Genomic DNA, 10931 nt, shown 5'->3' with positions numbered 1-10931 from the left:
GCGGCGGGCTCTGTATCACTCTCCATCCAACAGCCCCACCTGCTTCAACTCCGCAAACTTGGCCGCCATCGTCGGGTTACCGCGTGTCAGCTTCTTGATCGTGAGGTCTTCGGCCTTGTCGTTGGCCAGGCGCAGGTTGTTGGCCGACTTGTGCAGCGCCTCCTTGGTCTTCTCCAGGTCCTTGATGGCCTCGTCAATGCGTTTGACGGCCTCCTCGAATCCGTCGGACGCCAGCCGCCAGTTGCGGCCAAAAGCCGTCTTGAACTCATCCAGCTGCGACTCGAACTTGGTGATGTCCAGGTTCTGCGCCTTCACCAGCGCCAGCTCGGATTTGTATTGCAGCGACTTCATCGCCGCGTTGCGCAGCAGCGTGATGATGGGGATGAAAAACTGCGGCCGCACTACATACATCTTGGGGTAGCGGTAGAACATGTCCACGATGCCGGTGTTGTACAGCTCGCTCTCGGGCTCCAGCAGCGACACCAGCACCGCGTATTCGCAGCCCTTTTCAGTGCGGTCCTTGTCCAGCTCTTTCAAGAAGTCTTCGTTGCGCTTCTTGGTGGCCGTCTCGTCGCTCTCGTTCTTCATCTCGAACATGATCGAGACGATCTCGTTGCCCGCCTCGTCCGCGTCGCGAAAGATGTAGTCGCCCTTGCTGCCGCTGCGCGCGTCGTTGTCCTTCTCAAAGTAAGCGCGCGGAAACGCCGTGGCGCGTATGCGGTTGAACTCCGTCTCGCAGTGCTGCTCCAGCGTCTCGCCCACCATCTTGGTCGAGAGGCGCGCCTTCATATCCCTGAGGCGCGCAATCTCGCCGTCACGGTCGCGCAGTTGCAAGGCGTATTGCTCCTTGATGGCGGCTTCTTCCAGCTGCTTTTTCACCACCACCAGACTCAGGTCGTTCTTGAGTTCGTCGCGCTCGCGGGCCACCACCGTCACAGCCTCGGTCACCGCCAGCCTGCGAGCCACTTCGGCCGCCTCCAGCTGCGATTTCAGCTGCTGAATCTCGGCATCCTTCCTGGCGGCTACGCCTTGCAGCTCCTGCGCCAGCCGCGCGTGTGCCAACTGGTCTGCGGCCTGCTGCGCTTGCCTCGCGCGCTCTAGCTCATTGGCCAGCGCATCGCGCTGTTTCTCGACCGCGCTCAGGGCCTGCGCCACCGCCAGGTCACGCTCGACCGCACCCGCATCCAGTTGCGCCTTCAACGCTTGAATTTGCGCGTCCTTGGCAGCCGCCGCCTTCTGCAGCTCGTTGGCCACCTGCGCCTGTGCCAGCGCCACCGCGTTGCGCTTGTCCTGCTCGGCCAGTTCCAGCCGCTCGTGCAGCTGCGCGGAGAAATCCGCGTCGCGCACCTGCTTGAGGATGTCGGCGTAGCCGGACTCATCCACCTTGAAGGCTTTGTGGCAATGGGGGCAGATGATGTCGTGCATGGCGGGTACCGTGAGTCGTGTTTCGTTGGGTCGGAAGCATAGCGGCCACCAGGCAATGCAATGTGGTTGCGCTGCGCGCGCTGGCTCAGCCTGTGGATGCCATTTCGCCAGGCTCTCTGCGGCGACAGTTGTGTGGCGAAAAGCACGCCTGTCCCCCGCACTGTTTGCGGCGAATACCGCTGCACACCCAAGGCAGCCCACCGCTGGTCACCCCACACCTACCCCAGCGCATACCGCGCCAGCCGCTGCGCCAGCGTGCCGGTGTGCAGCTCAAACAGGTGGTTGTCAAAGTCGTAAAAGTACAGCGACTGCCCCTCGCCCTCTACCCGGGGGCGGGGCGGCTTCACCTCTGCCCCCAGCGCCCGCAGCCGCCCCTCGCAGGCGGGCAAGTCATCTTCAGCCACGGCAAAGGCAACGTGGCGGTAGCTGCGCTCTGCCGGTGGCTCCCCCTCCATGAACGCCAGCCACAGCCCACCCAGCAGCACAAACTTTTCGCGCGAGAGGGAGAAGTTGCGGCCCTGGCTGTCGTACACCTCTTGCGCGCCCAGGCCTTCGCGGAACAGGTGGGCGGTGCGGTCTACATCGCGCACGATGAAGGTGAGGTGGCTGAGGCCGAGGATGGGGGCGTGTGGCATGGCAGGGGCGGGCAAAGCGGTCACCCCGCAGGATAGCGACCAAACAACCTCTCCACGCTCCGCTCTCCAACTTCCCGCACCCGTGGAGTAAATTGCCCCGCATGCCTTCATCCCCCTCCCCCGCCTCCCTCATCGACTCCCGCCACGCCGCGTGGCGCCTACTCACCACCCTGGGTCTCGTGATCCTGGGCAACAGCAGCATGTATGTGGTGTCGGTAGTGCTGCCCGCCGTGCAGGCCGAGTTTGGCGTGGGCCGTGCGGATGCGTCGCTGCCTTACACGCTGATGATGGTGTGCCTAGGCCTGGGCGGGCTGTGGACGGGGCGCATGGCCGACCGGCATGGGCTGATGCCGGTGCTGTGCCTGGGGGCGGTGGCGGTGTGTGGCGGCTTTGTGTGGGCGGGGTTGTCGGGCAGCATCTTGATCTTTGGGCTGGCGCATGGGTTGATGGGGCTGATTGGTGCGTCGGCCACGTTTGCGCCGTTGATGGCCGACACGGCGCTGTGGTGGAACAAGCGGCGCGGCATTGCGGTGGCGATTTGCGCCAGCGGCAACTACATTGCGGGCGCGCTGTGGCCGCCCATCGTGCAGCACGGCATCGAAGCCATTGGCTGGCGCCACACCTATGTGCTGATGGGGTTGGTGTGTGGCGCGGGGATGCTGCTGTTGGCGCTGCGCATGCGGCAGCGGGCGCCGATGGTGCTGGTGGATGCGGCTGTTGCTGCTGCGGCAACCACCGCCACCGCAGCAGCATCGACAGCCCCATCTGCCGCCTCAACCACGTCGGCACCGCAGCCCGCAGCGGCTGCACTGGGTGTGGCAAGTGCCACGCCCGCGCCTTTGGCGGTGTTAGACCGCAACCGCCCGTTTGGCCTGCGCCCAGTACATGCGCAGTTGCTGCTGTGCGTGGCGGGCGTGGCGTGCTGTGTGGCCATGGCGATGCCGCAGGTGCACATCGTGGCCTATTGCACCGACCTGGGTTTTGGCGCGGCGCGGGGGGCCGAGATGCTGTCGCTGATGCTGGCGTGCGGCATTGTCAGCCGCTTGGTGTCGGGCGTGATCTGCGACCGCATTGGCGGCGTGCGCACGCTGCTGCTGGGGTCTGCGTTGCAGGGCGTGGGGCTGGCGCTGTTCTTGCCGTTTGACGGGCTGGTGCCGCTGTATGTGGTGTCGGCCATGTTTGGGCTGTTCCAGGGCGGCATCGTGCCTGCCTACGCGATCATCGTCCGCGAGTATTTCGCGCCGCAAGAGGCGGGCGCGCGGGTGGGCGCGGTGATCATGGCCACGCTGGTGGGCATGGCGCTGGGGGGCTGGATGTCGGGGTGGATTTTTGACGTGACGGGCAGCTACCACGCGGCGTTCATCAACGGCATGGGGTGGAATCTGCTGAACCTGTCGATCATGGGGTGGCTGTATTGGCGGGTGCGCCAACAGCAAACCCTGACAGCGCGGGCGCAGCACTGCCCGGGGTAAGAGGGTACCTGCTCTATCCGGTAGCAGGTTAAGGCGCCTGCAAATACCGCCCCGCCAGCTCCCGCTGCGCCGCAGCATCCACCCCCAGCACGTCCACCAGATACGCCTGCACGCCACCAAAGTCGTTGTCCACCATGTGCAGCGCGGCATCCAGAAACTCTTCTTGAACACGCCACAGCACGGCCAGCACTTCTTCGGGTGCGTGGCTGCCCATGCCTTCGGGGCGGCGGTAGAGGGTGTTGGTGAGCAAGTAGTCGTGCATGACCACATCGCGCGGCACGCCCAGGGCCAGCAGGATGAGGGCGGCGGCAAAACCCGTGCGGTCTTTGCCTGCGGTGCAGTGGAAGACGGTGGGGGCGTCGCTGGCGAGCAGCAGCTTGAACAGCTCGGCAAAGCGCGGTGCGTTGTCGTGCACAAAGCCCCTGTAGGTGTCTTGCATCAGCCCCACGGCGTCTTGCGCTGTGAGCTGGCGGCCGGTGCGCTGCAGCTCCAGCGCGCGCTGCACCACGGTGGGCTCGATGTGCAGCGGGTGGTAGGCCACGCCGGGCAGCGCGTAGGCATGGGCGGCGCTTTCTGCCTGGCCGCGAAAGTCCACCGCGCGGGCCACGCCCAGCTGGGCCAGCAGGGCCTGGTCTTGTGCGGTCAGGCCCGCCAGGTGGTCGGAGCGGAAGATGCGCCGCCACTTCACGGGCCGCCCGCCGTGGCCGGCGTAGCCGCCCAGGTCGCGGAAGTTGGTGGCGCCCGTCATGGGCAGGGATCGGGTGGGGGTTGGCTGCATGGTGCGGGGCGCGGGTGGGCGAAGCGCGAAGCATAGTCGGGGCGTGCGGCAGACGCATGTCGCGCGGGTGGCTGGCGCCTTTGTCAGTGACCGTGAAATGGGCCACCGCGCCTTGCGCGCAGGTGTGCAGAATCCAGGCATGCAGCGCTTGGTGCCCGTCCCCTCCGATTTGCAGCCCTGGCTGATGGCCGCCGTGGTGGTCGATGCTCCGGCGGCGCTGGCACAGTCGCATTTTCCGGCCATGGTGTCGAGCATGCTGGTGGTGCGGCTGGCAGGCCAGGTGGTGTGCCGGGGCGAGCCCGTGCCACCAGCGGCATGGATGAGCGCCAGCACCACCGCCACGGTGTACGAACACAGCGGGCCAGTGCAGGCCGTGGGGCTGGTGCTGCAGCCCGAGGCCGCAGCGGCGCTGTTTGCCAGCGCACGCGGGCTGGTGAACACGCTGCGGCCACTGGCAGAACTGGTGGGCCCGGCGTGGGCCGAGGTGGAACACGCAGTGCGCGCGGCGGCGGACGATGGTGCGCGGCTGCTGGTGCTGTGCCAGTTCATCCGCCAGTGGGTTGCGCCGCCATCGCCTTGTGAGGCGCGACGGCATCAGGCGCTGGCTTTGCTGCACGCGGCCAGCGACGATGCAACAGACGCGGGCCAGCGTCTGGGCCTGAGCCAGCGGCAGTTTGAGCGCCGCTTTGTGGCGCACTGGGGCATGGCGCCCAAGAAGTTCCAGGTGATTGCGCGGCTGAACAGCACGCTGGGCAACGCTCTGGCCGCGCCCGGCGATCCGGTGGTGGGCCTGGCGGTGGACCAGGGCTACTACGACCAGTCGCACATGGCGCGCGATGTGCGCAGGCTGGCGGGCCAGCCGCTGCAAGCCCTGGTGCAGGGCAGCCGCAGCCCGGTCACCGAACACTGGCCCCTGCAGGTGGGTGCGCTGGCGCAGCCGGGTCAGCCGCCCGAGCGGGCTGGGTCCATCCGCAATCGCTGAGCCAGGTACAGCGGCATCACAAACGCGAGCCCGATGCCAAAGCAGGCCGCGATGTAGGCCCAGCGCCACGCGCCCAGGCGGCGGTCGGCCGCCACCCAGGCCGAGAACGCCGCAGCGGCCAGGTACACATCGAAGGTGATGCCGGTGGTGAGCGCGTTGGCAAAGGCGTCACGCCAGAAGACATCGGGCATCACGCTGCCACCGGCCAGAAAGTACAGGGTATTGAAGTACCAGGGGATGGCCAGGCCCAGGGCGGCCAGCAGCAGAAGAAAACCGCGCAGAGGTTGGTGGTGGTGCATCGGTGCAAGCGGCCCTCCAGAATTGAGAAAGGCCTGGTGGAGTGAATCAAGGCACCGATTGAATCCGCGCGGCCCCCTCGCGGGCTAGGAAAAAAACGACATGCCCGCCACGGGCTCACACACCGCCACAGCTCGCCGCCAGCCGCTTACTGCGCAGGCGGCAGCGACGTGACTGCGCCATCCACCTGCAACTCCTGACTGCCCTTGGGGCAGGGCTGGTCGGTGTAGGTGGTGCGGCCGTCCCGCACACATTTGCGCGGCTGCGGGGCCACGGGCTGGGATGCGCCCGCCTGCACGGGGCGGGCCTGCGCAGCAGCGGGGCGCTTGTCGGGCGGCAGGGATTCGGGCCCGGGGCGGGTGATCTTTTTCCAGGCCTGTTCGGTCCAGGGCCCGGCCTGGGGCAGCCACTGGTCGGCAGTCCACCAGGCTGCGGCGGCAGCGGCCAGCAGCAGTGCGGCCAGAAGGGACCAGAGGGCTCGTTCGCGGGGGCTGCGCATGGGGTGGGCCTTTGGTGGGATGGAGAACCGCAGAGCTTAAAACATCACCGCGCCCCAACCCGCACCGTCACTGCTGCTTGCCTTTGGCCGCAGGGCGCCCGTAGCGCGCCGTGAGCGTGGCCTTGCCCAGGCTGTTGGCGTTGATCATGTACCCCGCCAACGCAGCAGTGGCGTCGGCAGGCAGGTCCAGGCGCGGCACCTTGAGCGCATGCACTGTGAAGATGTAGCGGTGCGGCGCATCGCCCTCGGGCGGGCAGGTGCCGCCCCAGGCAGCGACGCCATAGTCAATGCGCACATGGCTGGCGCCTGCGGGCAGCTTGGCGCCGCCCGCAGCACCCGCATCGGGCCGCAGCTCCGCGGTGCTGGCAGGGATGTTGACCACCGACCAATGCCACCAGCCCGAGCCCGTGGGGGCGTCGGGGTCGTAGGCGGTGATGGCAAAGCTCTGCGTGCCTGCGGGCGCGCCGCTCCAGCGCAGGGCGGGCGACTGGTTGTCGCCCGCACAGCCAAAGCCCTTGAACTCAAAGCGCTGGGGCAGCGTGCTGCCTTCGGCAAAGTCGGGGCTGGAGAGGGTGAAGGCCTGGGCCTGGGCCTGGGCCGGGGCAGCCAGTGCAAGGCCCAGGGTGGTGGCGGCGGTGAGGGCGCGGAGGGGGCGCGAAAGAGGAAAAGACATCCGAAAGGTTCCTTGCGATAGCGGGGTCAAACAAGGGATTGATGGTGCGGTGCGCCGCGCCATGGCGCTGGCCCGGCGGCGTCAAAGGTTGTGCGCGGCGCGTCAGCCGCAGCGTCAGGGGCGCAGCTGCGAGGGTGGAAAGCCAAAGCGTTCGCGGAATGCAGCACTGAAGCGGCTGTGCGATTCGTACCCACAGCGCGCCGCAATCTCGGACACCTGCAGGCTGGAGCTTTGCAGCAGCACCAGCCCCGTCTCCAGCCGCACATCGCGCAGGCACTGGCTCACGGTTTCGCCCTCTTGGGCCAGGCGGCGCTGCAGGGTGCTGGCGCTCATCGCAAACGCAGCGGCGATGCGCTCCACCGACCAATCGGCCTGCGGGCTGGGGCCGATGAGGCGGCGCACACGCTCCGCCCAGCCCAGCTCGCCGGGCGGGGCAAACACAATGCCCGCCTCGGCCAGCATCAGCAGCACTTCGAGCGCACGGTGCTCGCGCAGCGCCTGCGAGCTGGCTTCGCTCTCCAGCGCCGCCACGGCACGCAAGTAGCTGTCTTCAAACGCCGCATCCGCTGTCAGGCCCGCGCAGCCTTGCACTGCAGGCACGGCCGCAAATTGACCAAACTGGCGGTGAAACTGCTCCACCAGCTCGGATGCAAAACACAGGAGCCGCGCGATGTAGCGGCCTTGGGGCGCCGGGTCGTTGACCACCTCCCATTGCGCGCCACGCGGCAGCACAAACACCCGCCCGCTGGGGTAGCGGTGTCCACCGCCGGGCGTGATCAGGTGCTTGGTACCAGACACCACCCATCCCACCGAATCCATGCGCACCGTGACGGTGTGGATGCGGTGGTGGACCGTTGTAGCGATCTGCAAAGACAGTGCGGGTTCGGCCATCCATTGATTCCTTGCAGCGCATGCGCCACCCTCCGCCCGGCTTTGTGCGGGTGCTGGACGGGTCAGCGAGTGCGCTCGCGCGTCACGTTCACGTCGATGTCGCCAAACACGGTGACGCCGCTCGCGCCCTGAGGCTGCTGCTGGCTGGCCGGGTCGCTGGAGCGCGCCGAAGTGGCCGTACTGCTGCAACCGCCCAGTGCGCTGAGGGCCACCATGGTCACCAGCGCGGTGCGCCAGAGGCGCCGCGCGACGGATGCGGTGGATGGTGTGTCGAGCGCCCGCATCATTCGCCGCCCAGGTGGTTGCCCAGAATGCCGGCCAGCTCGAACATGCCTGCGCTGTCCTTTCCAAACACCGCGCGCAGCTTGTCGTCGGCGACGATGGTGCGCTTGTCCTTGGGGTCCTGCAGGTTGTGGGTCTTGATGTATTCCCACATCTTCTTGACGGCCTCGGGGCGCGCCACGGGTTCGTTACCGATCACGGCGGCCAAGGCGGCGCTGGGGGCCTTGCCTGCGGCGGCCTTGCGCGGGGCTTTGGCGGCGGCATTCTTGGCAGGAGGGGCCTTCTTGGCGGCAGGTTTTGCAGCTTTCTTGGCTGCAGCGCTTGTCCTTCCTGCGCCAGCAGCTCCTGTTTTTGCAGCAGCCCCAGGGCGTGGCGGGAACTTGGATGGCGCAAATTCAAAGTTGACCTTGCCCGCATCCTTGTCCCACGCCAGGTGGGCCTTGAAGTTGCGGCGCGTGCGCATGCTCACAAACTTGTCGAGCAGGTCGGTCTTGCCGGTCTCCAGCAGCTTGGTCATCTGCTCGCGCTCCACGGGCTGCTGCAGGATGATCTTTCCGCTCTTGAAGGTGCAGCTTGGCGTGGGCTGCGCGGCGGTGGGCACAGCCTTGCTGCACACGTAGTTGCTGCCATGCTCGTGCACTTCCGATCCGCAGATGGGGCAGGCACCCAGCGAGGCGTCTTCAAACTCGACGATCTCGCCGGACTCCTCGCCCTTCTTGTCATCGCCAAAGTCGAATTCGAGCTTGTAGTTGTGGGCCTCGTCGTCGTACTTGATGACGATCTCGGACGTGAACGGCCAACCCGCCTTGGAGCGGAAGCCTTCCAGCGGGCCAATCTTCTTGTCACGCAGCAAGGTGTTGGCCTCGGCGGTCTCGAAGGTGCGGCCTGCAGGCGACTTGCCGAAGCTGAAGCCGCAAGGCTCGGCACCGGGCTTGCCTACGCAGGCAAAGCGGCGGTAGTTCTCCTTCACCACGCCACCGCAGTTGGGGCACGGCGATTCGAGCGTGGCGTAGTCGCCCGGGATGGTGTCGCGGTCGTACTCCTTGGCCTTCTTGACCATGCGCTCGGTCATGGCGGCGATCTCGGCCATGAAGGCTTCGCGGCTGAGCAGACCTTTTTCCATCTGCGAGAGCTTGTACTCCCATTCACCGGTGAGGTCCGCGCGGCAGAGTTCTTCCACTTCCAGCCCGCGCAGCAGCGTCATGAGCTGGAACGCCTTGGCCGTGGGGATGATCTCGCGGCCTTCGCGCAGCATGTACTTTTCAGTCAGCAGGCCTTCAATGATGGCCGCGCGCGTGGCTGGGGTGCCCAGGCCTTTTTCCTGCATGGCCTCGCGCAGTTCGTCGTCGTCGATCTGCTTGCCCGCGCTTTCCATGGCGCCCAGCAGCGTGGCTTCGGAGTAGCGGGCGGGTGGCTTGGTCTTGAGGCCCTTGGGATCGACCTGCAGGGTGTTGACCATTTCGCCGGGCTTCACAGGCACCAGGTTCTGGCCCTTGTCGCCGTCCTTGCCGCCTTCCACTTCGTCGGCGGCTTCCTTGCCATAGATGGCCAACCAGCCCGGCTTGACCAGCACCTTGCCTTCGGTCTTGAAGCTGTGGGGCGCGACGGTGCTGATGCGGGTGGTGACGGTGTATTCGGCGCTGGGGAAGAACACGGCCATGAAGCGGCGCACGACCAGGTCGTACAGCTTTTGCTCGGCTTCAGAAAGGCCGCTCGGTGCCTGCAGCGTGGGGATGATGGCAAAGTGATCGCTCACCTTGCTGTTGTCGAAGATGCGCTTGGACGGGCGGATGTAGTTGTTGTTCAGCGCGGTGAGCGCGTGCGGCGCCAGGTGGCGCATGCCGCTGTCGGCCAGCATCTCGAAGGTCTGCTTGGCCACGGGCAAATAGTCCTCGGGCAGCGCGCGCGAGTCGGTACGCGGGTAGGTCAGCGCCTTGTGGCGCTCGTACAGGCTTTGCGCCAGGGCCAGCGTGGTCTTGGCGGAGAAGCCGAACTTGCCGTTGGCTTCGCGCTGCAGGCTGGTCAGGTCAAACAGCAGGGGCGATGCCTGCGTGGTGGGCTTGCTCTCTTCGGTGACCGTGGCTTGTTTGCCGCGCACCGCGTTGGCTATTGATTGGGCTTCTGCGGCCGACCAAACGCGGTCGGCCTTGGCTTCGGCGTCTTCGCCCTTCTTCCACTTGGGATCGAACCACTTGGCGGGGTACTCACCAGCCTGCGCACCAAAAGTGGCATGGATTTCCCAGTAGTCGCGGCTCACGAACTTGCGGATTTTTTCCTCGCGCTCCACCACCAGCGAGAGCGTGGGTGTCTGCACCCGGCCCACGGTGGTCAGGAAGAAGCCGCCGTCGCGCGAGTTGAAGGCCGTCATGGCGCGGGTGCCATTGATGCCCACCAGCCAGTCGGCTTCAGAGCGGCTGCGCGCCGCGCTGGCCAGGCCCGCCATCTGCTGCTCTGTGCGCAGCGCGTCAAAACCCTCGCGAATGGCCTGCGGCGTCATGGACTGCAGCCACAGGCGCTTGACGGGCTTGCCCAGGGGCTTGGCACCACCGGCGTACTGTTCGATCAGGCGAAAGATCAGCTCCCCTTCGCGGCCCGCGTCACAGGCGTTGATGAGTTCCGTCACGTCCTTGCGCTTGGCCTGCTTGACCACCGCGTTCAGGCGGCTCTTGGTCTTGTCCACAGGCTTCAGGTCGAAGAACGGCGGGATCACGGGCAGGTGCGCAAAGCTCCACTTGCCGCGCTTGACGTCAAACTGTTCGGGCGCCTGGATCTCCACCAGGTGGCCCACGGCGCTGGTGACCACATAGCGGTCGTTCTCGAAATGGTCCTCGTGCTTCTCGAACTTGCCCGCCACGGGCGTGAGGGCGCGCACGATGTCTTGTGCCACCGAGGGTTTTTCTGCAATTACCAGTGTCTTGGTCATTTTTCAGTTTCTCGCCAATCTGGCTATCCGGCATACGGCCGGCCGCTTCTACAATTCGTTGCCTCACGCGTACA

11 protein-coding genes are annotated in these 10931 nt (G+C 66.4%); 2 read left to right on the top strand and 9 right to left on the bottom strand.

What is annotated here, in order from left to right; genetic code table 11:
* Positions 1-15: 15 nt before the first annotated feature.
* Positions 16-1425, bottom strand: a complete 1410-nt coding sequence (locus tag ACK4HJ_RS03620) for a DUF2130 domain-containing protein (RefSeq protein ID WP_409827792.1) — start codon at positions 1423-1425, stop codon at positions 16-18.
* Positions 1426-1643: 218 nt separating this feature from the next.
* A complete protein-coding gene (gene fosX, locus ACK4HJ_RS03615; protein WP_409827790.1) occupies positions 1644-2060 on the bottom strand; it encodes a FosX/FosE/FosI family fosfomycin resistance hydrolase in 417 nt (138 codons plus the stop codon).
* Positions 2061-2161: 101 nt separating this feature from the next.
* Here fosX and ACK4HJ_RS03610 point away from each other — a divergent pair, with 101 nt between their 5' ends.
* Positions 2162-3532 carry an MFS transporter gene (locus tag ACK4HJ_RS03610; RefSeq protein ID WP_409827788.1) on the top strand — a complete coding sequence of 457 codons (1371 nt, stop codon included), beginning with the start codon at positions 2162-2164 and terminating at the stop codon, positions 3530-3532.
* A 28-nt stretch (positions 3533-3560) separates the two neighbouring features.
* On the opposite strand, the gene ACK4HJ_RS03605 is transcribed toward ACK4HJ_RS03610, so the two are convergent.
* Positions 3561-4310 carry a tyrosine-protein phosphatase gene (locus ACK4HJ_RS03605; RefSeq protein ID WP_409827786.1) on the bottom strand — a complete coding sequence of 250 codons (750 nt, stop codon included), beginning with the start codon at positions 4308-4310 and terminating at the stop codon, positions 3561-3563.
* A 139-nt stretch (positions 4311-4449) separates the two neighbouring features.
* On the opposite strand from ACK4HJ_RS03605, the gene ACK4HJ_RS03600 reads away from it, so the two are divergent.
* Positions 4450-5292: a helix-turn-helix domain-containing protein gene (locus tag ACK4HJ_RS03600; protein ID WP_409827784.1), complete on the top strand. Its 843-nt coding sequence runs from the start codon at positions 4450-4452 to the stop codon at positions 5290-5292.
* Here ACK4HJ_RS03600 and ACK4HJ_RS03595 read toward each other — a convergent pair.
* The 6 genes from ACK4HJ_RS03595 to ACK4HJ_RS03570 form a co-directional block, all read right to left on the bottom strand.
* On the bottom strand, positions 5253-5591 hold the full coding sequence (locus tag ACK4HJ_RS03595; protein WP_409827782.1) for a DUF2834 domain-containing protein: 339 nt from the start codon (positions 5589-5591) through the stop codon (positions 5253-5255). The two genes, ACK4HJ_RS03600 and ACK4HJ_RS03595, sit on opposite strands and share 40 nt — an antisense overlap.
* Positions 5592-5737: 146 nt before the next feature.
* Positions 5738-6088 (bottom strand): DUF4124 domain-containing protein, encoded by a 351-nt coding sequence (locus tag ACK4HJ_RS03590; protein ID WP_409827781.1) that lies wholly within the window; start codon positions 6086-6088, stop codon positions 5738-5740.
* Positions 6089-6155: 67 nt separating this feature from the next.
* A complete protein-coding gene (locus tag ACK4HJ_RS03585) occupies positions 6156-6761 on the bottom strand; it encodes a YbhB/YbcL family Raf kinase inhibitor-like protein (RefSeq protein WP_409827779.1) in 606 nt (201 codons plus the stop codon).
* 114 nt (positions 6762-6875) lie between these two features.
* Positions 6876-7652, bottom strand: a complete 777-nt coding sequence (locus ACK4HJ_RS03580) for a helix-turn-helix transcriptional regulator (RefSeq protein WP_409827777.1) — start codon at positions 7650-7652, stop codon at positions 6876-6878.
* Positions 7653-7714: 62 nt separating this feature from the next.
* Complete coding sequence (locus ACK4HJ_RS03575) at positions 7715-7939, bottom strand: hypothetical protein (protein WP_409827775.1); 225 nt, start codon at positions 7937-7939, stop codon at positions 7715-7717.
* On the bottom strand, positions 7936-10857 hold the full coding sequence (locus ACK4HJ_RS03570; RefSeq protein WP_409827774.1) for a DNA topoisomerase III: 2922 nt from the start codon (positions 10855-10857) through the stop codon (positions 7936-7938). The genes ACK4HJ_RS03575 and ACK4HJ_RS03570 overlap by 4 nt, the downstream gene beginning before the upstream one ends.
* Positions 10858-10931 lie beyond the last annotated feature (74 nt).

The organism is Acidovorax sp. (assembly GCF_046294525.1).
In the GTDB taxonomy this organism is placed as follows: domain Bacteria; phylum Pseudomonadota; class Gammaproteobacteria; order Burkholderiales; family Burkholderiaceae_C; genus Acidovorax.
This window is presented reverse-complemented; position numbering and strand designations above follow the sequence as displayed.